Source organism: Caulobacter vibrioides, assembly GCF_002858865.1.
Taxonomy (GTDB): domain Bacteria; phylum Pseudomonadota; class Alphaproteobacteria; order Caulobacterales; family Caulobacteraceae; genus Caulobacter; species Caulobacter vibrioides.
Window position 1 is genome coordinate 258,373 of sequence record NZ_PJRR01000013.1, and the last position, 20,892, is coordinate 279,264.

At 66.8% G+C, this 20,892-nt stretch carries 25 protein-coding genes; 13 read left to right on the plus strand and 12 right to left on the minus strand.

Translation table 11 applies throughout. From position 1 onward, the window contains the following. The first annotated feature begins 6 nt into the window (after window positions 1-6). From hisB to CVUC_RS09520, 6 genes are read left to right on the plus strand one after another with little or no spacing between them, the layout of a single operon-like run. A complete protein-coding gene (gene hisB, locus CVUC_RS09495; RefSeq protein WP_010921561.1) occupies window positions 7-597 on the plus strand; it encodes an imidazoleglycerol-phosphate dehydratase HisB in 591 nt (196 codons plus the stop codon). A gap of 12 nt (window positions 598-609) precedes the next feature. After that, on the plus strand, window positions 610-1,251 hold the full coding sequence (gene hisH, locus CVUC_RS09500) for an imidazole glycerol phosphate synthase subunit HisH (RefSeq protein WP_096034685.1): 642 nt from the start codon (window positions 610-612) through the stop codon (window positions 1,249-1,251). Further along, on the plus strand, window positions 1,239-1,973 hold the full coding sequence (hisA, locus tag CVUC_RS09505; RefSeq protein ID WP_164468255.1) for a 1-(5-phosphoribosyl)-5-[(5-phosphoribosylamino)methylideneamino]imidazole-4-carboxamide isomerase: 735 nt from the start codon (window positions 1,239-1,241) through the stop codon (window positions 1,971-1,973). Before hisH ends, hisA begins: the two co-directional genes overlap by 13 nt. Beyond that, window positions 1,973-2,755: an imidazole glycerol phosphate synthase subunit HisF gene (gene hisF, locus CVUC_RS09510; RefSeq protein WP_096034686.1), complete on the plus strand. Its 783-nt coding sequence runs from the start codon at window positions 1,973-1,975 to the stop codon at window positions 2,753-2,755. The genes hisA and hisF overlap by 1 nt, the downstream gene beginning before the upstream one ends. Then, window positions 2,752-3,078, plus strand: coding sequence for a phosphoribosyl-ATP diphosphatase (locus CVUC_RS09515; RefSeq protein ID WP_096034687.1), 327 nt, complete (start codon window positions 2,752-2,754; stop codon window positions 3,076-3,078). Before hisF ends, CVUC_RS09515 begins: the two co-directional genes overlap by 4 nt. Before the next feature lie 20 nt (window positions 3,079-3,098). Beyond that, entirely contained in the window at window positions 3,099-3,401 is a 303-nt protein-coding gene (locus CVUC_RS09520; RefSeq protein WP_124743106.1) for a hypothetical protein, read from the plus strand. Between the two features lie 11 nt (window positions 3,402-3,412). Here CVUC_RS09520 and CVUC_RS09525 read toward each other — a convergent pair whose 3' ends face one another. Genes CVUC_RS09525 through timA form a run of 3 tightly spaced genes read right to left on the minus strand, consistent with a single transcriptional unit; the run spans window position 3,413 to window position 5,773 of the window. Beyond that, window positions 3,413-3,982 carry a Smr/MutS family protein gene (locus CVUC_RS09525; RefSeq protein WP_096034688.1) on the minus strand — a complete coding sequence of 190 codons (570 nt, stop codon included), beginning with the start codon at window positions 3,980-3,982 and terminating at the stop codon, window positions 3,413-3,415. A 1-nt stretch (window position 3,983) separates the two neighbouring features. Next, a complete protein-coding gene (locus CVUC_RS09530; RefSeq protein WP_096034689.1) occupies window positions 3,984-5,171 on the minus strand; it encodes a murein transglycosylase A in 1,188 nt (395 codons plus the stop codon). Further along, window positions 5,171-5,773, minus strand: a complete 603-nt coding sequence (gene timA, locus CVUC_RS09535) for a TIM44-related membrane protein TimA (protein WP_145991837.1) — start codon at window positions 5,771-5,773, stop codon at window positions 5,171-5,173. The genes CVUC_RS09530 and timA overlap by 1 nt, the downstream gene beginning before the upstream one ends. A gap of 145 nt (window positions 5,774-5,918) precedes the next feature. Between timA and secB the strand changes: the two genes are divergently transcribed. Further along, window positions 5,919-6,410: a protein-export chaperone SecB gene (gene secB, locus CVUC_RS09540; protein WP_010921569.1), complete on the plus strand. Its 492-nt coding sequence runs from the start codon at window positions 5,919-5,921 to the stop codon at window positions 6,408-6,410. 61 nt (window positions 6,411-6,471) lie between these two features. Here secB and CVUC_RS09545 read toward each other — a convergent pair whose 3' ends face one another. Further along, complete coding sequence (locus tag CVUC_RS09545; protein WP_024266002.1) at window positions 6,472-7,158, minus strand: response regulator transcription factor; 687 nt, start codon at window positions 7,156-7,158, stop codon at window positions 6,472-6,474. A gap of 73 nt (window positions 7,159-7,231) precedes the next feature. On the opposite strand from CVUC_RS09545, the gene CVUC_RS09550 reads away from it, so the two are divergent. Then, entirely contained in the window at window positions 7,232-7,741 is a 510-nt protein-coding gene (locus CVUC_RS09550) for a L,D-transpeptidase family protein (RefSeq protein ID WP_096034691.1), read from the plus strand. On the opposite strand, the gene CVUC_RS09555 is transcribed toward CVUC_RS09550, so the two are convergent. Continuing rightward, complete coding sequence (locus CVUC_RS09555) at window positions 7,738-8,391, minus strand: YggS family pyridoxal phosphate-dependent enzyme (RefSeq protein WP_096034692.1); 654 nt, start codon at window positions 8,389-8,391, stop codon at window positions 7,738-7,740. The two genes, CVUC_RS09550 and CVUC_RS09555, sit on opposite strands and share 4 nt — an antisense overlap. 12 nt (window positions 8,392-8,403) lie before the next feature. Between CVUC_RS09555 and CVUC_RS09560 the strand changes: the two genes are divergently transcribed. Further along, the gene (locus CVUC_RS09560) at window positions 8,404-9,024 is read left to right on the plus strand and encodes a thiamine phosphate synthase (protein ID WP_164468256.1); all 621 of its coding nucleotides are present in this window, start codon (window positions 8,404-8,406) and stop codon (window positions 9,022-9,024) included. 6 nt (window positions 9,025-9,030) lie between these two features. Here CVUC_RS09560 and CVUC_RS09565 read toward each other — a convergent pair whose 3' ends face one another. After that, on the minus strand, window positions 9,031-9,441 hold the full coding sequence (locus tag CVUC_RS09565) for an NtrZ family periplasmic regulatory protein (RefSeq protein ID WP_164468257.1): 411 nt from the start codon (window positions 9,439-9,441) through the stop codon (window positions 9,031-9,033). A 253-nt stretch (window positions 9,442-9,694) separates the two neighbouring features. Here CVUC_RS09565 and CVUC_RS09570 point away from each other — a divergent pair, with 253 nt between their 5' ends. The 4 genes from CVUC_RS09570 (at window position 9,695) to holA (ending at window position 14,517) form a co-directional block, all read left to right on the plus strand. Further along, window positions 9,695-10,222, plus strand: coding sequence for a DUF3576 domain-containing protein (locus tag CVUC_RS09570; RefSeq protein ID WP_024266005.1), 528 nt, complete (start codon window positions 9,695-9,697; stop codon window positions 10,220-10,222). 139 nt (window positions 10,223-10,361) lie between these two features. After that, complete coding sequence (gene leuS / locus CVUC_RS09575; protein WP_096034695.1) at window positions 10,362-12,947, plus strand: leucine--tRNA ligase; 2,586 nt, start codon at window positions 10,362-10,364, stop codon at window positions 12,945-12,947. An 11-nt stretch (window positions 12,948-12,958) separates the two neighbouring features. Beyond that, window positions 12,959-13,459 (plus strand): LPS assembly lipoprotein LptE, encoded by a 501-nt coding sequence (lptE, locus tag CVUC_RS09580; RefSeq protein ID WP_096034696.1) that lies wholly within the window; start codon window positions 12,959-12,961, stop codon window positions 13,457-13,459. A gap of 5 nt (window positions 13,460-13,464) precedes the next feature. Further along, window positions 13,465-14,517, plus strand: coding sequence for a DNA polymerase III subunit delta (holA, locus tag CVUC_RS09585; protein ID WP_015923357.1), 1,053 nt, complete (start codon window positions 13,465-13,467; stop codon window positions 14,515-14,517). Window positions 14,518-14,754: 237 nt separating this feature from the next. Here the strand turns inward: holA and CVUC_RS09590 are convergent, their stop codons facing one another. The 6 genes from CVUC_RS09590 to CVUC_RS09615 form a co-directional block, all read right to left on the minus strand. Next, window positions 14,755-15,669 (minus strand): ParB/RepB/Spo0J family partition protein, encoded by a 915-nt coding sequence (locus tag CVUC_RS09590; protein ID WP_024266006.1) that lies wholly within the window; start codon window positions 15,667-15,669, stop codon window positions 14,755-14,757. 51 nt (window positions 15,670-15,720) lie between these two features. Beyond that, complete coding sequence (locus CVUC_RS09595) at window positions 15,721-16,524, minus strand: ParA family protein (protein ID WP_010921580.1); 804 nt, start codon at window positions 16,522-16,524, stop codon at window positions 15,721-15,723. Next, on the minus strand, window positions 16,514-17,164 hold the full coding sequence (rsmG, locus tag CVUC_RS09600) for a 16S rRNA (guanine(527)-N(7))-methyltransferase RsmG (protein WP_096034697.1): 651 nt from the start codon (window positions 17,162-17,164) through the stop codon (window positions 16,514-16,516). The genes CVUC_RS09595 and rsmG overlap by 11 nt, the downstream gene beginning before the upstream one ends. Then, window positions 17,154-19,010: a tRNA uridine-5-carboxymethylaminomethyl(34) synthesis enzyme MnmG gene (gene mnmG / locus CVUC_RS09605; protein ID WP_164468258.1), complete on the minus strand. Its 1,857-nt coding sequence runs from the start codon at window positions 19,008-19,010 to the stop codon at window positions 17,154-17,156. The genes rsmG and mnmG overlap by 11 nt, the downstream gene beginning before the upstream one ends. 170 nt (window positions 19,011-19,180) lie before the next feature. After that, window positions 19,181-20,551: a tRNA uridine-5-carboxymethylaminomethyl(34) synthesis GTPase MnmE gene (mnmE, locus tag CVUC_RS09610; RefSeq protein ID WP_164468259.1), complete on the minus strand. Its 1,371-nt coding sequence runs from the start codon at window positions 20,549-20,551 to the stop codon at window positions 19,181-19,183. Next, entirely contained in the window at window positions 20,526-20,783 is a 258-nt protein-coding gene (locus CVUC_RS09615) for a DUF6489 family protein (RefSeq protein ID WP_010921584.1), read from the minus strand. The genes mnmE and CVUC_RS09615 overlap by 26 nt, the downstream gene beginning before the upstream one ends. Between the last annotated feature and the right edge of the window lie 109 nt (window positions 20,784-20,892).

Sequence of the window (20,892 nt, forward strand, 5' to 3'; positions counted from 1 at the left end):
GCTCAAATGGCCCGCACCGCTGAAGTGGTCCGCGAGACGAAAGAGACCCAGATCCGGGTCTGGATCGATCTCGACGGGACCGGCGTCTCGACGATCTCCACCGGCATTGGTTTCTACGACCACATGCTGGAGAGCTTCGCGCGCCATGGCGGCTTCGACCTGAAGGTCGAGACCAAGGGCGATCTGCACATCGACATGCACCATACGGTCGAGGACACCGGCATCGTGCTGGGCCAGGCGATCCACAAAGCGCTGGACGGCTTCAAGGGCATCCGACGCTTCGGCTCGGCCTATATCCCGATGGACGAGACCCTGACGCGCTGCGCCATCGACCTGTCGAACCGGCCGTATCTGATCTGGAAGGTCGAGTTCAAGCGGCCCAAGGTCGGCGAGATGGACACCGAGCTCTTCAAGGAGTTCCACCACGCGTTCGCGATGAACAGCGGGGCGTGCATCCATCTGGAAACGCTCTACGGCGACAACACCCACCACGTCGCCGAAAGCGGCTTCAAGGCCCTGGCCCGGGCGCTGCGTCAGGCGGTCGAGATCGACCCCAAGACCGGCGGCCAGGCTCCGTCCACCAAGGGCGTGCTGTAGGAACCTGATTTCATGCAGACCGTCGCCCTGATCGATTACGGGTCGGGCAACCTGCGTTCGGCCGAGAAGGCCCTGCGTGAGGCGGCCCGACGCCGCGCGCTGGACGCCGACATCGTTGTCACCGCCGACCCTGACCTTGTCGCCAAGGCCGATCGTGTCTTCCTGCCCGGCGTCGGGGCCTTCGCCTCGTGCCGCGCCGGGCTTGACGCCACCGGCGTCTATGAGGCGATGAACCAGGCCGTACACGGACGCGGCGTGCCCTTCATGGGGATCTGCGTCGGCCACCAGCTCCTTGCCACCGAAGGGCTGGAGTTCGGCGTCACCCCCGGCCTGAACTGGATTCAGGGCCAGGTGAAGAAGCTCGAGCCCAACGATCCGACGCTGACCATCCCGCACATGGGCTGGAACGCGATCAGCCTCGTGCGTCTTCATGCCCTGTTCGCGGGCATCGACGACGGCGCCCATATGTATTTCGCCAACTCGTTCGCCCTGACCCCTTCCCATATGGAAGATGTCGTCGCGACCGCCGACCACGGCGGACCGTTCACGGCCGCTGTGGCCAAGGACAATGTCGCGGGCGTACAGTTCCACCCTGAAAAATCACAAGCATCAGGGCTCGCCCTGCTCGCCAACTTCCTGGAATGGCGCCCATGATCCTCTATCCCGCCATCGACCTGAAGGACGGCCAGTGCGTGCGCCTGCTGCATGGCGACATGGACAAGGCCACGGTCTTCAACAACTCGCCCGCCGACCAGGCGCAGCGCTTCGTCCAGGACGGCTTCTCGTGGCTGCACGTCGTTGACCTGAACGGCGCCATCGAGGGCAAGTCGGTCAATACTGCCGCTGTCGAACAGATCCTGGAGTCGATCTCGATCCCGGTGCAGCTGGGCGGCGGCATCCGCACCCTGGAAGGCGTCGAGGCCTGGATCGAGGCGGGCGTGTCGCGCGTGATCCTCGGCACCGTGGCCGTGCACGATCCCGAACTGGTCAAGAAGGCCGCGCGCCTGTGGCCCGAGCAGATCGCCGTGGCGGTCGACGTGCGCGACGGCAAGGTCGCGGTCGACGGCTGGACAGGCCTGTCGGACCTGTCGGCGATCGACCTTTCGCGCCGCTTCGAGGACGCCGGCGTCGCAGCCCTGATTATCACCGACATCAGCCGCGACGGCGCCCTGACGGGCGTCAATGTCGAGGGCGTGGGCGAGCTGGCCGACGCCGTCTCGATCCCCGTCATCGCCTCGGGCGGTGTGGCCGCCGTGGCCGATATCGAGCGCCTGAAGGCCCGTCAGGGCGTCGAGATCGCCGGCGCGATCCTCGGCCGTTCGCTCTACGCGGGCACCATCAAGCCCTCCGAAGCCCTGATCGCGGCGGCCGCCTGATGCTGAAGACCCGGATCATTCCCTGCCTCGACGTGAAGGACGGGCGGGTGGTCAAGGGGGTCAATTTCGTCTCCCTGCGCGACGCCGGCGATCCGGTGGAGCAGGCCCGCGCCTATGACGCCGCCGGCGCCGACGAGCTGATGTTCCTGGACATCACCGCCTCCAGCGAGGGGCGGGGGCTGATCCTGGACGTCATCTCGCGCACCGCCGAGGTCTGCTTCATGCCCGTCTCGGTGGGCGGCGGCGTGCGGCAGGTCGCCGACATGCGCCGCCTGTTGCTGGCCGGCGCCGACAAGGTCTCGGTCAACACCGCCGCCGTCGAGAACCCCGACCTGATCACCGGCGGCGCCGACGCCTTCGGGTCCCAGTGCGTGGTCGTGGCCATCGACGCTAAGGCGCGCGAGGACGGCTCGGGCTGGAACGTCTGGACCTATGGCGGCCGCAAGGACACCGGGATCGACGTGGTCGAATGGGCCGCCAAGGTCGTGGAACGCGGCGCGGGCGAGATCCTGCTGACCTCGATGGACCGCGACGGCGCCAAGATCGGCTACGATATCCCGCTGCTGAAGGCGGTGACGGGCGCGGTAAACGTGCCGGTGATCGCCTCGGGCGGGGCCGGCAAGAGCGAACACCTGGTGGAAGCCGCCCGCGAAGGCCACGCCGCCGCCGTGCTGGCCGCCTCGATCTTCCACTTCGGCGAGATCAGCATCGGCGAAGCAAAACAGGCCATGGCCGACGCCGGCATCCCGGTACGCCTAGACGCGCTGAAGGGAGCCGCATGAGCCAGCGCCTGACCGATGTCCTGCAGCGGCTGGCCGCGACCATCGAAGCCCGCAAGGGCGGCGACCCGTCGGTGTCGTATACGGCGAAGCTCCTGAACGATCCGGCTTTGGCGGCCAAGAAGCTCGGCGAAGAAGCTATCGAGACGGTGATCGCCGCCGTGGCGCAGGGTCCGGATGCGTTGGCCGCCGAAAGCGCCGACCTGCTCTACCACTGGCTGGCCCTGATGGCCGCTTCCGGCGTCTCGCTGGACGCCGTGGCCGAGAAGCTGGAAGCCCGCGAGGGGACTTCGGGGATCGCCGAGAAGGCTTCGCGGAAGGGGTAGTCTTTGCGATGAGGACAACCGTGGCTGAAGAGCTGATCTCCGAAATTGGCATCAGCAGCCAGGGCGAGCTTTTCATTAGGCCCGCCAACAAGACATTTCCGTACATCTATCGAGAAGCAATGCAGGTCAGCTGGGATCCTGCCTTAGGGTATCTTTATAGCCCCCCACCTCGAGAATGGTCCCATCTGGACTGGTTCCAGCAAATTTGCTCAGCGGCGCTGGAGCAGGGAGCCGATTTGGTTATTGGCCCGCGGACCAAGTGGCGAGATGTGCCAGAGAACATCCGAGTCGAAATCATAAAGGTAGCGAAAGCGCGCTCGTAGTCCGCCGACGCCTAAACCCGCCGCTTCAGCGCCACATACAGCGCCCCCTCGCCGCCGTGGCGGCGGTCGGCGGTGGAGACGCCGGCGACCATCTCGCGCAGGGACGGGTCGGTCAGCCACTCGGGCGTGCGAGACCTCAAAACCCCCTGCCCCACCTTGCCCTTGCCGGTGATGACCAGCACCGCCCGGTGGCCCTGGCTGAACGAGCGGCGGATGAAGGCCTCCAGCGTGGCCCTGGCCTGGTCCTGATCCAGGCCGTGCATGTCCAGCCGCGCGCCGATCGGATCGCGCTCCTTGACGATCCGCAGCTTGCGATTGGGCTCGATGTGGCCCGCGGGGCCCTTGAGCGGCTTGGGCGCGGCGGGCTTCAGGTCCTCGGGATGCAGCCGCAGCGGCGCGATCGAGGCCAGGCGCGTCGGCGGCTCGGCCGGCAGGGCCGCGTCCGACTTCAGCGACGGCCGGATCCGCGCCTTGCTGCGCATCTTTTCAGGCTTCACCGGCGCGCGCGGCGTCACGGTTGAGGCGACCAGCCGCCAGAGGCGCTTGTCATCTTCGGGTCCGGGCGGCGGCTTCTTGGCCACGTCAGGGGTTCGGCGTCAGCCGATAAAGACGCAGGGTGTGGCGCACCCGGCCGGCCTCGACGCCGGCCACCGCGCCCGAGCCCATATAGAGATCGGCCCGCACCTCGCCCTTGATCGCGCCGCCGGTATCGAGCGCCGTGACCGCGCGACGATAGACCGGGAAGGCCCCGACCAGCTTCGGCGCCGCCGCGTCCAGCCAATAGAAGCCGCCATAGGCGTGATAGCCAGGATCAACCGCGATCGCCCGGCCCGGCGGCAGGGCCACGCCCGCTGCGCCAGCGGGCTCCTTGCCGTCGTCAGGAACCGTGCGGAAGAACACATAGCGCGGGTTCAGCCGCATGATCGCATCGGCCTCGGGCCCACGATGCTCGGCCAGCCAGGTCCGGATCGCCTCGGCCGAAGTGTTGTTGTCGGGCAGCAGCCCCTTGTCCCGCATGGCGATGGCGATGCCGACGAACGGTTTGCCGTTCGTGCCGGCGAAGACCGCGCGCACCCTACGGCCGTCCGGCAGCACCAGGACACCCGAGCCCTGGATCTGCAGGAAAAACAGCTCCTCTGGCCGCATCCAGGCCAGGGGCTTGTCAGACGGGGTCGCCTCGATCTCGGCGCGGTCCGGATAGGGGACGAAGGTCGAGCCCTCGACATGGCCGGTGATCTTCTTGCCGACCAGGGCCGGCTCGAAGGGGCCAAGGTCCAGGACCACCAGATCGGCGGGCAGGCCGCGCAGCGGCGCGCTGAATTCGGCGTTGCGCGACATGCGCGCCTCATACTGGGGCGCGAAATAGGCCGTCAGCAGTCCATCCCCACCGCCGTCGACAGCCTCGACCCTGAAATTCGCCTCGATGAAGGCCTTGGCGCCGGAGACGTCCAGATCCTTGGTCGCCTTGGCCAGACCGCAAACCCGCGCTGCGGCCGGGTCCTTGGAGACCCCGCAGCCCGCCCGGAACGCGTTCAGCGCCGCCAGATGGTCTTCTTCAGCCCACCCCGCCAGACCCGCAAAGGACAACGCCGCAGGCATCGCGCTTTGCGGCGCGCTTGCGACGGGCGCTTGAACGGAAGGCGGCGCAGGCGCGGGCGTAGGCGCGGATACGGCCGCCGGCGGTGGTGTGGTGGCCGGAGTGCTGGCGCACGCGCTCAGGACCGCCGCCAAGGCCAGCGGCGCCAGCGAGGTGTAGGCCAGGCGGGTCATCAGGCCTCGGCGGCGGCCACGAACGTCAGATGCCAGTTGGGATCGGTGCTCTTGACCTCCCGCTCGAAGGTCCAGAGTTCGGCGGTGCGACGATCGTCGACGCCCTCGCCCCGCTCGTCCTTGGTGCGCGTGCGCACCTCGGCCAGGATCCGGACCACCGCCTTGGCGGTGTCGCCGACGACATCGACACGCTCGAGATCAACGCGCGGCGGCGTCAGGAACTCGACCTTCTCGGTGCGACCGGCGGTCTCTCGGGCGACCATGGCGCGCTCGAAGTTGTCCATCACATCGGGCGCCAGAAGCGGCGTCAGCGTCTCGCGATCGCCCTCGGCATAGGCCTTGACGATCTGTTCGTAGGCCGCGCGGGCACCCATCAGGAACCGAGCCGGGTCGAAGTCCGGCTGGCGCGCCCTCAGCGTGGCGACGCCCTCGGCTTGCAAGACAGGATCAACAGGCGCGGGCGCGGCGCCTGGCATAGCGGTGACGGCGGCGTCCTCCGGTTGGCGGCCGACACGGCGCCCAAGGGTCGAGTACAGCTGGTAGAGGACCAGGGCGGCCACGGCGGCGAGGAATAGGATCTGGAACACGTCGGGGTCCGGCAGCGGGCTTTGGGCCCAGGGTTTGACTCTTATATAGGTGAGACAGGTTCGCCCGTCAGGCGCCTGGCGTTGCGCCAGATCAGCCCTCATGGTAGCAGCGCCCACCTTTCTTTTGGCGTTCTAGCCGCCGATTACGGATTTTATCCTAATGACCGACACCATCGCCCCCGAGGCGACCCCGGAAGGCGCCGAGGCCGGCCAAGCGGGCATCCGCATCCTGGCCCAGTTCGTCCGCGATTTCTCGTTCGAGAATCCGCTGGCTCCCGACGCGCTGCGCGCGGGCGCCGCCCAACCCGCCATCGACATGGGCGTGGAAATGAACGCCCGGGGCCGCGCTGACGGTCTGTTCGAAGTGGACCTGAAGCTGTCGGCGCGCGCCGAGCGCGAAGGCCAGGCCGTGTTCCACGTCGAAGTGGTCTATGGCGGCCTCTTCCACATCGCCGGCATTGCCGAAGAGGATCTGGAGCCCGTTCTGCTGATCGAGTGCCCGCGCTTCCTGTTCCCCTACGCTCGTCGCCTGATCTCGGACGTGACGGCCGAAGGTGGTTTCCCGCCGTTCCTGATCGATCCGATCGACTTCGCGGGCGTCTACGCCGCGCGCAAGGCCCAGGCCGAAGGCCAGCAGGTCGGCAACGCGTAAGTGACGCGGAGACGCTGAAACGAAAGAGGCCCGGTCAGCGATGACCGGGCCTTTTTGTTGATCAGGGCTGCAGCCGATAGCCGCCCATCTCGGTGATCAAGATCCGCGCAACGGTGGGATCAGGCTCAATCTTCTGACGTAGGCGATAGACGTGGGTTTCCAGCGTGTGGGTGGTGACGCCGGCGTTGTAGCCCCAGACCTCGGTCAGCAGTTCCTCGCGCGACACAGGCTTGGAGCCGGCGCGGTAGAGGTACTTGAGGATATTGGTTTCCTTTTCGGTCAACCGCACCTTCTTCTGCTTCTCATCGACCAGGAGCTTGGCCGACGGGCGGAATTCGTAGGGGCCGATCCGGAATAGCGCATCTTCCGACGCCTCGTAGCTGCGCAGCTGGGCGCGGATGCGGGCCAGCAGCACGCCGAAGCGGAACGGCTTGGTTACATAGTCGTTGGCGCCGGATTCCAGGCCCAGGATCGTATCGCTGTCGCTGGCGGCCGCCGTCAGCATGATCACCGGCGCGGTGACGCCGTTCTTGCGCATCAGGCGGCAGGCCTCGCGGCCGTCCATGTCGGGCAGATCTACGTCCAGCAAGATCAGGTCGGGCTTGAGCTCGCGCGACAGCTTCACGCCCTCACCCGCGCTCGAGGCCTCGTTGACCGCGAACTCTTCATGCAGGGCCAACTGCTCCGCCAGCGCGCCGCGCAGGTCGTCATCGTCGTCGATCAGAAGAAGCGTCTTGCGTTGCGCCATAAGCCGGAACATGCACCGCTGCGCCCCCCGGGGACAACCCCGCGCGCGGCCTTAAGTCGAGGAGTCGCCGCTTATGCTGTTTCGAGCCCATGCTGACGGCCGCTTCGAGCTTGCGGGACGGATTGTGCGCTGCGCTGTCGGCAAGGCCGGCGCGATCCCCGCCCCGGACAAGCGGGAGGGCGACAACAAAAGTCCGCTCGGCGTCTGGGTGATGCGCGAGGTCTGGTATCGACCGGATGTCTATCCCCAAGGCCCGAGGACCGCCCTGCCCCTGCGCGTCACGCGACCGGAAGACGGCTGGTGCGATGCGCCCAACGATCCGAACTACAACCGGCCGGTCACCCTCCCCTATCCGGCCAGCGCCGAGCGGATGTGGCGCGACGACGCCGTGTACGACCTCGTGGTGATCCTCGGCCATAATGACGATCCCCCGACGCCGGGCATGGGATCGGCCATTTTCATGCATCTGGCGCGCGACGGTTATCCGGGCACCGAGGGCTGCGTGGCGCTGGCCCGCGCGGATCTCGAAGCGGTGCTGGCGACGGCCGGGCCCGGCGACGCGGTCCAGATTCTCGCGGACTAGCCGTAGATGCGACTGCCGAACAGCGCCGATCCCACCCGCACCGAGGTCGCCCCTTGTGCGATGGCGATCTCGAAATCATCGCTCATGCCCATGGAGAGCTTGTCGAGACCATTGCGCTCGGCGATGGACGCCAGTTGCGCAAAGTGCGGCGCCGGCTCCTGGTCGAACGGCGGAATGCACATCAGGCCCTCGATCGTCAGGCCGTAGATCGTCCGGCAGGCGCCGATAAAGCTGTCGGCGTCGCCCGGCGCGACGCCGGCCTTCTGCGTTTCTTGGCCGACATTGACCTGGACATAGAGGCGAGGCGCCTTGCCCGCCCGCTGAACTTCTTCCGCCAACACGCGCGCCAGCTTTTCCCGGTCCAGGGTTTCGATCACATCGAAAAAGCCGACCGCCTCACGCGCCTTGTTGGTTTGCAAGGGTCCGATCAGCCTGAGTTCCAGCCCCTGACGATGCGGGCCCCAGCGTTCCATCGCCTCCTGGACCCTGTTTTCCCCGAATACTTTCTGTCCCGCGTCGAGCACGGGCGCGATATGGTCCCAGGGCTGGGTCTTGGACACCGCCACCAAGGTCACGCTCCCCGCCGGTCGTTCGGCGCGGGCCTCGGCGGCGGCGATGCGGGCGCGGATCTCGACGAGCGCTTGCGACATGGAGGGCCTGCCTTGGACGGTGAGAACGAACTGGAAGTCCTCTCTAGAGCGGCCTCGGCCTTCCCGCCAAGAACCGTGCGCGGAATGGCGCTGCCCCGCTTGCTGTTCTTTACGGATCCCGCCCGCATTACAGACCCCGAGGCTGTCGCTGAGCGTCTGCCCCCCGGTTCGGCGATCGTGTTTCGCGCTTTCGGCGCGACGGACGCTGTCGAGCAGGGTCGACGCCTGCGGGCGATCGCCACGGCGCGGGACCTGATGCTGCTCGTCGGCGCACATGCCGGCCTCGCCGAGGGCGTCGGGGCGGACGGCGTCCACCTACCCGAGCGAATGGCGGCAAACCTGCCGCGCCTGCGGGCTGAACATCCGCGCTATCTGGTCACCGTCGCCGCCCACGATCTGGCCGCCGTCCAGGCAGCCGAACGTTCGGGCGCCGATGCCGTTGTGGTCTCTCCGGTCTTTCCCAGCAACAGCCCGTCAGCCGGGGAGCCCTTGGGCCTGGAGGGCTTGATGCGGCTGGTCGAGGCGACGGCGCTGCCCGTCTATGCCTTGGGCGGCGTCAGAGCGCACACCGTCGACCAGCTTTTTGACAGCGGCGTGGCCGGAATCGCGGCGGTGGAGGCCTTGGCGCGCTAAAACCGCTTAGAACTTGAAGGCGGTTTCCAGGCGCACGCGCGGCGCGGGATCAGCCTGCTGAGCCTTGCGAGCGGCCAGAGCGGGGTTTGTTTCGCCCAGGCTGATGGCGCCGCCAACGCGGATCGAAGGCGTAACCTTGAAATAGGCGCCCGCCTTGACGTCCTGCAGTTCCATTTCGCGGCTGGAGGGCTGGTCGAGGTCCAGCTTCAGGCCCCAACGGCCCTTCTTGGCGTCCCAGCGCAGGGTGCGCTTGTCATCGCGCGGATACTGAACGCCCGCGGCGGCGCTGGTGAAGTCGTTCTTGACGGTGAAATCGGGAGCAACCGCGTGGGGCTTGGCCTGAGCGAACGCCGTCGCGGCCGATCCCGTCAGGATCAGTGCGGCAGTCCCCGCCAAGATGAAACGCGTCGCGACCATCGCTACTCGCCGCCTATACTCGGTTGTCCCCACCCGTCCCATATAGGAACGAGCCCCTTGAGAAGCGATTAAAGGCTTGCCCGGAACGCGGTCAACCGGCGTTTGGTCGCACGGGCCCGCTCAATCGGCGATTCAATCGACTCCTGTGGCGGTGAGGTCACGCGATTCCTGTTTTGAGGCGACGCAGCCATGCTATAGACCGGCTCCCGGCCGCGGGGGCGCGCCTGGACGCGCGACACGCGTCGGCGAGACATTGGAGCGAGGTACTATGGCGTTTGAGCGTGGGTCTGTGATGCGCGGCGTCGCCGCGGGCGTCCTGGCTCTGTCGATGCTGGGCGTGACGGCGTGCGCCAGCAACAAGGCCCCCAAAACCTTCTCCGCACAGGACGAGAAAGCGGGCTTCAATCCGTTTAAGCGTCTGGGCGGCGGCGAAAAGGCGCCGGCCACCGAAGGCTCGATCGGCGTGAACGGCTATCTGTGGCGCGCCAGCCTGGACACCCTGGCGTTCATGCCTCTGGCCTCGGCTGATCCCTATGGCGGCGTGATCGTCACCGACTGGTATGTGAATCCGGAGACCCCGGCCGAGCGGTTCAAGGCCACGGTCTATATCCTGGACACCCGCCTGCGCGCCGATGGCCTGAATGTCGCCGTGTTCAAGCAGTCCAAGGATATCAACGGCGCCTGGGTCGACGCCCCGGTGTCTGACCAGACCGCCGCCGATATCGAGAACGCGATCCTGACGCGCGCGCGCCAGCTTCGACTTTCGAACATCAAGGGCTAAACGCCCGGTCGGGCCCCCGTCACGGGCGGGGGCCTGTTCCAAATTCCGCTTTTTACCCGCGCCTGGGCCGCGAAACCGCTTATGACATCGCGGACGCTCTTCCCGGGAGCGCTCTCCGCCGATCAAGATCTGGTTTCCGATGGCCCGCTACAATCCCAAAGACACCGAACCCAAGTGGCGTGAAGCCTGGGCGAAGGCCGACGTCTTCAAGACCGGCGAGATCAACGACGGCCGGCCGAAATACTACGTCCTCGAGATGTTCCCGTATCCGTCGGGCCGCATCCACATGGGCCACGTCCGCAACTACGCCATGGGCGACGTCGTGGCCCGCTACAAGCGCGCGCAAGGCTTCAACGTCCTGCACCCGATGGGCTGGGACGCCTTTGGCATGCCCGCCGAGAACGCGGCCATGGAGCGCGGCGTCCACCCCAAGGGTTGGACCTACGACAACATCGCCGCCATGCGCGAGCAGCTGAAGTCGCTGGGCATTTCGGTCGACTGGTCGCGCGAGTTCGCCACCTGCGACCCGGAATACTACGGCAAGCAGCAGGCCTGGTTCCTGCGCCTGCTGAAGCGCGGTCTGGTCTATCGCAAGGAAGCCTCGGTCAACTGGGACCCGGTCGACATGACCGTCCTGGCCAATGAGCAGGTCATCGACGGTAAGGGCTGGCGCTCGGGCGCGGTCGTCGAGAAGCGCAAGCTGACCCAGTGGTTCCTGCGGATTACGGACTACGCCGACGCCCTGATCGACGGTCTGAAGACCCTGGACCGCTGGCCCGACAAGGTTCGCCTGATGCAGGAGAACTGGATCGGCCGTTCCAAGGGCCTGCGCTTCAAGTTCCAGTTCGACGGCGAAGCGCCTGACGGCATGGCCGAGGGGCTGGAAGTCTACACCACCCGTCCCGACACCCTGTTCGGCGCCAGCTTCGTCGGCATCGCGCCCGAGCACCCGCTGGCTGAACAGCTGGCGGCCGCGAACCCGCAGATCCAGACGTTCATCGCCGACTGCCGCAAGGGCGGAACCTCGGAAGCCGAGATCGAGAGCGCCGAGAAGCTGGGCTACGACACCGGCCTGCGGGTTAAACACCCTCTCGACCCGTCGATCACCCTGCCCGTCTGGATCGCCAACTTCATCCTGATGGACTACGGCACCGGCGCGATCTTCGCCTGCCCGGCCCACGACCAGCGCGACCTGGATTTCGCCCGCAAGTACGATCTGCCGGTGCTGCCGGTGGTGCTGCCCAATGGTGAGGATCCGGCGACCTTCACGGTCGGCAAGGAGGCCTATGTCGGCCCCGGCAAGATCTTCAATTCGAAGTTCCTGGACGGGCTGGATGTCGAGGCGGCCAAGGCCGAGGCCATCGCTCGCATCGAGGCCGCTAATCAGGGCCAGGGCGCGACGGTCTATCGCCTGCGCGACTGGGGCGTCTCGCGCCAGCGCTATTGGGGCTGCCCGATCCCGGTGATCCACTGCGAGGCTTGCGGCGTCGTACCGGTGCCGGAAGACCAGCTGCCGGTCGCCCTGCCCGACGACGTCACCTTCGACAAGCCGGGCAACCCGCTGCTGCGTCACCCGACCTGGCGTCACACGACCTGCCCCTCCTGCGGCGGCGCGGCCGAGCGCGAAACCGACACGCTGGACACCTTCATTGACTCCAGCTGGTACTTCGCCCGCTTCGCTGACACCCAGGCCGCCGAGCCGGTGGGGAAGGACGCCGCCGATCACTGGCTGCCCGTCGACCAGTATATCGGCGGTGTCGAGCACGCGATCCTGCACCTGCTGTATGCGCGCTTCATCACCCGCGCCCTGAAGGATGAGGGCCTGCTGTCGGTCGAGGAGCCGTTCGCGGGCCTGTTCACCCAGGGCATGGTCACCCACGAGGCCTACAAGAACGAGGCCGGCGAGTGGGTCGAGCCCTCGGACGTGGTGATCACCACCGAGGGCAGCACCCGCACCGCCAAGCACGCCAAGACCGGCGCGCCGATCATCATCGGCGACATCGAAAAGATGTCGAAGTCCAAGAAGAACGTCGTCGCGCCCGAGGACATCTTCGAGGCCTACGGCGTCGACAGCGCCCGTCTGTTCGTGATGAGCGACAGCCCGCCCGAACGCGACGTCCAATGGACGAACTCTGGCGTCGAGGGCAGCTGGCGCTTTACGCACCGTCTGTGGAACGAGTTCGACAGCCAGCCGGCCGGCGACTTCGCCCACGACGACAGCGACGAGGCCGCCCTGGCCCTGCGCAAGGCCGCCCACAAGCTGATCGGCTTCGTCACCGACAGCATCGAGGGCTTCCGCTTCAACAGCGGCGTGGCGCGCCTGTACGAGTTCCTGAACGCCCTGAAGGCCGCGCCGGCCGAAGGCGCGTCGCAAGCCGTGCTGGCCGCCCGCGCCGAAGCCCTGAACATCCTGGCCCGCCTGGTCGCCCCGTTCACGCCGCACCTGGCCGAGGAAGCCTGGGCGCGCATGGGCGGGGAAGGCATGGTCGTCGACGCCCCCTGGCCCAAGGCCGCCCCTGCCCTGGCCGCCGACGACGAGCGCGTCCTGCCGATCCAGATCAACGGCAAGCGCCGCGGCGAGATCAAGGTCAAGGCGGGCGCACCGGATGACGAGGTCACCAAAATCGCTCTGGCGGATCCGAACGTGATGGCTCACCTTGAGGGCCTGACGGTCCGCAAGGTGATCGTGGTCAAGGACCGTATCGTCAACATCGTGGCCAACTGAGACCCCAAGCGATGAAGCGCACCCTGGCGGCCGCCGTCCTGGCCTTTTCGACGATCACGCTCACGGCATGCGCGGGTTTCACGCCCCTGTACGGCCGTGCGGGGGTGGAGAGCGGCCTCTCGAGCATCGAGACCGTCGCCGCCGAGGGGCGTGGCGGCTACCTGCTTCGCGAGCAGCTCGACGACGCCTTGGCGCATCGCCAAGGCTCGCCCGCCGCCTACAAGCTCTATCTGTCGGTCAACGAACAGCGCTTCGCCCGGGGCGTCCGCCTCGACAACGTCGCCAACCGCTTTGAACTGCGGATGAGCGTCGACTGGCGGCTTCTGGGCGCCAAGAACGGGGCCGAGGTCCACAAGGGGCGGACCGACGTCTCGGTGACCTACGACTCCGCCGACCAGCCCTACGCCGCCATCGCCGCGCAGCAGGATGGTCAAGAACGCGCCGCCGCAGAGGCCGCGCGCAAGATTCAGCTGGACCTCGCCACCTGGCTGGCGGGCAAGAAGCCGGCCTGACCTAGATGATCCTGTCCAAGCGTCCGGACGTCGAACGCTTCCTCAAGGAGCCGACCCCGGACATCCGGGCCGTAGTGATCTACGGCAAGGACCGGGGCGTCGTGCGGGACCGGGCCAATGCGCTGGCCCGGCGCGTGGTCGAGCGCCCGGATGATCCCTTCGATACGGCGCAACTGACCGACGGCGATCTCGACGCCGACCCGGCCAAGCTTGAGGACGAACTGTCGGCGATGTCGCTGATGGGGGGGCGGCGCCTGGTGCGCCTGCGACTGTCCAGCGACAAGGCTGGCCCCGACAAGCAGGCCGCCGAAGCCCTGACCCGCCATGTCGAGGGTCAACTCAATCCGGACGCCTTCTTTCTGGTCGAGGCCGGCGCGCTGGGCAGAGACTCACAGCTTCGCAAGGTCGGCGAGAAGGCCAACGGCTGCGCCGTCATCCCCTGTTACGAGGACGAGGCCGGGGACCTAGCCCGCCTGACGCGCGACACCCTGGCCAACGACAAGGTCAGCCTGAACAGCGAGGCGCTGGAACTCTTCGTTTCACGCCTACCCAAGGAACGGGGCGTGGCCCGCGCCGAGATCGAACGGCTGGCCCTCTACCTCGGCCCGGGCAGTGGTATCAACGCCACCGCCGCAGACCTGACCGACTTCCTGGGCGTCGAACCCGAGGCCTCCCTCAGTGACGCCGCCGCCGATGCGTTCGGCGGAAAGGTGGGCGCGGCCCAGCAGGCGCTTCGCCGCGCCGCCGCCGAGGGGGAAGGCGGACCGGCCGCCGTCAGGGCGATGGGCTACTATCTGGGTCGCCTGCGTCGCGTCCTGACCCTGCACAAGAACGGCGTCGACCTGCAAGCCGCCGCCAAGGCCGCCGGCGTGTTCTGGAAGCAGGAGCGAGAATTCCTCCGTCAGGCGCGAGCCTGGAACCTGGAGGCCATTCTCGAGATCCAGGGCGAGATCCTGACCGCCGACCGAGCCTGCAAGACGTCAGGCTCCCCCGATCAACTGATCGCCGAGCGTCTGGCCCTGATGATCGCCGGCCGCGCCCGCCGACTGGGCCTGTAGTCGCCGCTCGCCCTCCAGACGGGGGAAATCAGGGGCTTTGCGGCGCTGTGGATGCTTTTCAGGAAAGCCTTATTCCACAATCGCTTGCGGCGGATATCTCGAGAACGCGCCCTCGCCTCACGAAAACGGCGCCTCCCCGAGTACGGAAAGGCGCCGCTTCGTGCGCGACAGAGGCGATTTTCAAAGGGTGATTTTGCACCCGAAACCGGGCGATCGCACCCTTTTACGTGCGCCTGATCAGATCCCGCGCGTCAGTCGGTTGCAGAGGTCGTCGAGCTGCTCGAGCGTGGCGTAGGTGATGGTCAGCGTGCCGGTAGACCCGCGATGGTCGATCGAGACATCCAGACCCAGAACCGAGGACAGGTCAGACTCCAGCGCCTGGGTGTCGGTGTCCTTCACGCGTGGGGGGCGGCCCCCCTTGCTCTTGCCCGCAGACAGGTTGGGCGCCTTACGGGCCAGGGCCTCGGTCTCGCGCACCGACAAGCCGCCCTCGATGATTTGCTTGGCGAGGGCCACCGGGTCAGCCGCTGCAGCGATGGCGCGGGCGTGGCCGGCCGTCAGCTCACCACTGACCAGGTACGACTGAACCTCGTCCGGTAGGGCCAGCAAGCGCATCGTGTTGGCCACGTGGCTGCGGCTTTTGCCGATGGTCTGGGCGATGTTCTCCTGGGTGCGCTCGAACTTCTCCATCAGCACCTTGTAGGAGAGCGCTTCTTCCAGGACGTTCAGATCAGCCCGCTGGACGTTCTCGATGATGCCGATCTCCAGCACCGCCAGGTCGTCGAGCTCGCGCACCATGATCGGCACGGTCTTGAGACCCGCCCGCTGGGCTGCGCGCCAACGGCGCTCGCCGGCGACGATCTGGTACTCGCCAGCCGTATCCGGCGATGGCCGCACCAGGATCGGCTGCAGAACGCCCTTCTCACGGATCGAGTTTGACAGATCCTCGAGGTCTTCTTCGCGGAAGGTCCGACGGGGCTGGTCGGGATTGCGCTGCAGGATTTCGATCGGCGCTTCACGGGAACCGCCAAGCTGCTCGCCCGGCGCCTGAGCCGGCGCGGCGTCGACCTCGCCCAGCAGGGCCGAAAGCCCTCGACCCAGACCACGACGCCCTTCGGACATACCGGGCTCTCCCACCACGACGGACTCCATCACAATCTCAGTCAAGCTACGGTTCTTGTTCTTTGGACTTAGGCGGCGGACTTAGGCGGCCTTGGCTTGGCGATCGCGTTCGCGGCTGATCACCTCGCGCGCCAGCTTAAGATAGGCCTGGCTACCCGCGCATTTCAGGTCGTAGAGCAGCACGGGCTTGCCGAACGACGGCGCTTCGGAGACCCGGACGTTCCGCGGGATCACCGCGTCATAGACCTTGTCACCGAAGTGGGCGCGGACGTCCTTGGCCACCTGTTCTGACAAGCTGTTGCGGCGATCGTACATGGTCAGCACAACCCCTTGGATCTCGAGGCGCGGATTGAGGCTGCCGCGCACCCGCTCGATCGTCCGCATCAGCTGCGTCAGACCCTCCAGAGCGAAGAACTCGCACTGCAGGGGCACGAACACCGCATCGGCGGCCGTCATGGCGTTGACCGTCAGCACGTTCAGCGACGGCGGGCAGTCGATCAACACATAGGTATAGGGGCCGTTGGCGCGGATCGCCTCCAGGGCGTCGCGCAGGCGGTAGGACCGGCGGGCGGTCTGACCCAGTTCGATCTCCACACCCGAGAGATCCGCATCGGCCGGTATGACGTCCAGGCCCGGCAACTCGGTCTTCACGGCTGCGTCGACCACGGGGGCCTCGCCCATCAGCACGTCATAGAGCGTGGTCCGGCGCTGGGTGCGGCCAATGCCAAGCCCCGTGGAACAGTTGCCCTGAGGATCGGCGTCGATCAGCAGCACGCGTTCGCCGCAAGCGGCCAGGGCCGTGCCCAGATTGATCGCGGTCGTGGTCTTCCCCACCCCACCCTTTTGATTGGCGATGGCCAGTACGCGGAGAGGATTAGCGGACACGGGAAAGCCTCTTCACTTGAACGATGCGGCCCCGAGGGTCGCTTTGACTGGTGCGCAGTTCACTCTCGAACGTCCAGGCCTTTCGGGCCTCGGAGAGCTCGGTCTCGACATCCTGCCCCTTGAGGAACAGTCCGACCGCCCCATTGCGCAGATAGGGTTCGGCGAAGCCGAGAAGCTTGGTCATCGGCGCGCAGGCCCGCGCGGTGACGATGTCGACCTTCAGCTTCAGATCTTCGGCCCGGGCATTGTGGATCTGGACGGGAAGGTCGAGATCCTTGGCCACCACCTCCAGGAAGCGGCACCGCTTGGTCATCGACTCGACCAGATGCACCTTGGCCCCGGCCCTACCCTTCAGAAGTATGGCCAGGACGACGCCGGGCAGGCCAGCGCCGGCGCCCAGATCGGCCCAGGCGGTCGCCTCCGGCGCCAAGGGGATCAGCTGGGCGCTGTCCAAGGCATGGCGGGTCCAGTAGGTCGCAATGGTGAGCGGGCCCACGAGGTTCATGACCTCGTTCCATTCGGCCAGCAGCGTCTGGAAGCGCGTCAGGTCTTCGATCTGAGCGTCCGTGGCGCCGACCAAGGCCTGAAAGCCGGCAGCGTCCAGCACGGCCTCGGGAGCAAGAGCGAGATCAGGCTGCACGGCCGCGCCTCACGTGGGCCAGCAGAGCCGTCAGGGCGCCGGGGGTGACACCCTCGATCCGCGCCGCCTGGCCCAGGGTCAGGGGACGCACCCGCGCCAGCTTCTCCCGCACCTCGTTTGAAAGACTGCCGATCTCGGCATAGTCGAGATCGGCCGGCAGGCGGAGGTCCTCGTCCTTGCGGAGGGATTCCGCGTCGGCGCGCTGGCGATCCAGATAGCCGGCATAGGCGGCCTCGATCTCGATCTGCTCGCGGACATCGCTGTTCCACGTGAAAACCTCAGGCCAGATCCGGCCGAGGTCGTCCAACGTCACATCCGGATAGGCCAACATGGCGAAGACGTCGCGCCGGACGCCGTCGCTATTGACCTTGAATCCCGCCTTCACCGCCTCGTTCGGCGTCAGGCTCACCGATCGCGCAAAGGCGCGCGCGGCATCGAGGCGCGCCTTCTTCTCGGTCCAGGCCGCGGCGCGAACCGGACCAACCACGCCCAGGGAGATCCCACGATCGGTCAGGCGTTGGTCGGCGTTGTCGGCGCGCAGGGTCAGGCGGAACTCGGCCCGGCTGGTGAACATCCGATAGGGCTCGGTGACACCCCGGGTGACGAGGTCGTCGATCATCACCCCGATATAGGCCTCATCGCGCGCGAAGATCGCCGGCTCTCGGCCCTGCGCAGCCAAGGCCGCGTTGAGGCCCGCGACCAGACCCTGGGCGCCGGCCTCTTCATAGCCCGTGGTGCCGTTGATCTGTCCGGCCAGGTACAGACCCGACAGGCGCTTGGTCTCCAGAGTCGGAAACAGCTCACGCGGATCGACATAGTCGTACTCGATCGCATAGCCGTAGCGGATCACTTCCACCTGCTCGAGGCCAGGAATGGTCCGCAGGAACAGCAGTTGGGTCTCTTCCGAAACCGAGGTCGAGATTCCATTCGGATAGACCGTATCGTCGTCCAGACCCTCGGGCTCCAGGAAGATCTGGTGGCTGGTCTTGTCGGCGAAACGGACGACCTTGTCCTCGATCGACGGGCAATAGCGCGGACCGACACCCGTGGCGCGACCGCTGTAGACCAAAGACTCGCCGATGCGCTCGGCGATAATCCGGTGGGTTTCTTCGGTCGTGTAGGTGACCCCGCAAGCGATCTGCGGCACGTCGATGCGGTCGTTCAGATACGAGAACGGCACAGGCGTGTCGTCGGCCGCCTGGCTCTCCAGGCGCTCCCAGGCGATGGTCTTGCCGTCGAGACGCGCAGGCGTGCCGGTCTTAAGGCGTCCCATCTGGAAACCCAGGCCATAGAGACGGTCCGACAGGCCGATCGCGGGCCGGTCCCCTACCCGCCCGGCGGGGATGCGATCCTCGCCACGATGGATGACGCCTTTCAGGAAGGTGCCGGTCGTCAGGATCACGCGCGGCGCGCGATAGGCCTGGCCGGCCGCGTCCACGGCGCCGGCGACCTTGCCGTCCTCGACGATCAGGTCCTCAGCGGCGGCAGCGATGATGTCTAGGTTTCCCGTGGAAAACAGTTCGGCCTGCATCGCCTCACGATACAGGCGACGATCGATCTGCGACCGCGGGCCACGGACGGCCGGGCCCTTGGAACGGTTCAACATCCGGAACTGGATACCGGCCTTGTCAGCCATCCGACCCATGACGCCGTCCAGAGCGTCTATCTCGCGGACCAGATGCCCCTTGCCCAGGCCGCCGATGGCCGGGTTGCACGACATCTCGCCGATGGTTTCCAGCTTATGGGTCAGCAGCAGGGTGAGCGCGCCGGCGCGCGCCGAGGCGGCCGCCGCCTCGCAGCCGGCGTGACCGCCGCCGATGACAATGACATCCCAAGACTTGGACAAGACGCTCGCCTCAATGCGAACGCCCCCGGGGTCGAGCGGGGGCGCTGGACTCGATCTATACGCCAATCAGGCGAGCGGGTCGATGTGACTCATCGGCGTTTCACGTGAAACACCCCCACCGCAGCTGTGAGCGGCCTGTGGACAATATAGGGGATGTTCCACGTGAAACATCACTTGCCGATACAGAAGGTCGAAAAGACCCGTCCAAGAACGTCCTCAGGATCGATACGGCCGGAGATGCGCTCCAAGGCTCTTGCCGCCAGCCGCACATCTTCAGCGGCCAACTCGACCTCTAGCCCGACATCCGACAGCGCGCGTTCCAGATAGGACCGGGCCTCTGACAGGCGCTCGGCATGTCTCAAGCGCGTAGCGGCCGGGAACTCCGCGCCCGACAAAGCGTCCGCCACGTGAGACGCGAGTGCGGCGCGGAGGGCTTCGGGGCCCTCAGAAGACGTCCCAGCAGCATGCAGAACGGTAAGCCCCTCCCTCGCCCAGCGCTCCGCCACATGCGCCAAGGCGTCGGCATCGGCGATATCCGTCTTGTTGAGGATCAGCCAGTCGCCAACGCGGATCGATTCAGGCCGCGCGTCGGCTTGTTTCACGTGAAAACCATCGACGACCCAAAGACGAAGATCCGCCGCTTCGGCCCACGCCTTGGCGCGACGAACACCCTCGGCCTCGATCACATCCGCAGTCTCGCGTATCCCGGCCGTATCCGCGACCAGCACCTTGTAGCCGCCCAGCACCAGGGGGACCTCAATCACGTCACGTGTGGTCCCGGCCACATCGGTCACGATCGCCGCGTCCCGCTCGGCGAGGCCATTGAGTAAGGTGCTCTTCCCGGCGTTTGGCGCACCAATGAGCGCAATGCGGAAGCCGTCTCGCACCCGCCGCCCCCGTGAAACGTCCGCCAGCGCCGCGTTCAGTTCGGCGCTGAGCTGGCGCAGTCCAGGACGGGCGCGCTCGGCCACTTCCTCGGGCAAATCCTCATCAGGAAAGTCGACGGCCGCCTCCAGCATGGCCAAGGCCTGGACCAGCAGATCACGCCAGCGGTCGTAGCGCTGGCTCAAGGCGCCGCCCACCTGGCCCAGGGCCTGACGCCTCTGAGCCTCGGTCTCGGCGTCGATCAGGTCGGCCACGCCCTCGGCCTGGGCGAGATCAAGCTTGCCGTTCTCGAACGCCCGCCGCGTGAACTCGCCCGCCTCGGCCAGGCGAGCCCCAAGTTCCGACAGCGCCGCAAGCAAGGCCTCGACCACGGCGCGGCCGCCGTGCACGTGAAACTCGACACTGTCTTCGCCGGTATAACTGGCCGGCTTTTCGAAGCGCAGGAGCAGCGCCGCGTCCAAGGCCACCCCATTGTGCTTCAGCGTCCGGACCGACGCCAAGCGGGGCGATGGCAGGCGACCGCAAAGCGCAGCGGCGATCTCCGACGACCGGGGACCGGATACGCGCACCACCGCAACGGCCGAGCGTCCGGCCGCCGTCGCCAGGGCGAAGATCGTGTCCGTCATGCGATCAGTCGCGCTTGACGCCCGCGCCACCGACCGCAGCGCCGGCGGCGGCCGTCATCAACTTGCGGAAAGACTCCTGGGCCCCAGCCCCAAAGGCCATCCAGTTCTTCATCAGCTCCTCGGGCGCCAACATCGCCATGTTGGCGTCCATGCGGTTCTGCATCTCCTTGACCAGGTGGTCGTTCAAGGCGCTCACATCTGGCAGGCCCAGAAAGGCGCGCGCCTCCACCGGGGTGCAGTCAATCTCGATCGTCATCTTCATCAGAGGTTCCCTTCGGTCAGGGCACGATTTTGTTATGGGGCAAGCCCGCCGGGTCAGGGTAGAGCGCTTCGGTCGAAAGTCACATTGGTCCTGTAGACAAGGACCCGAA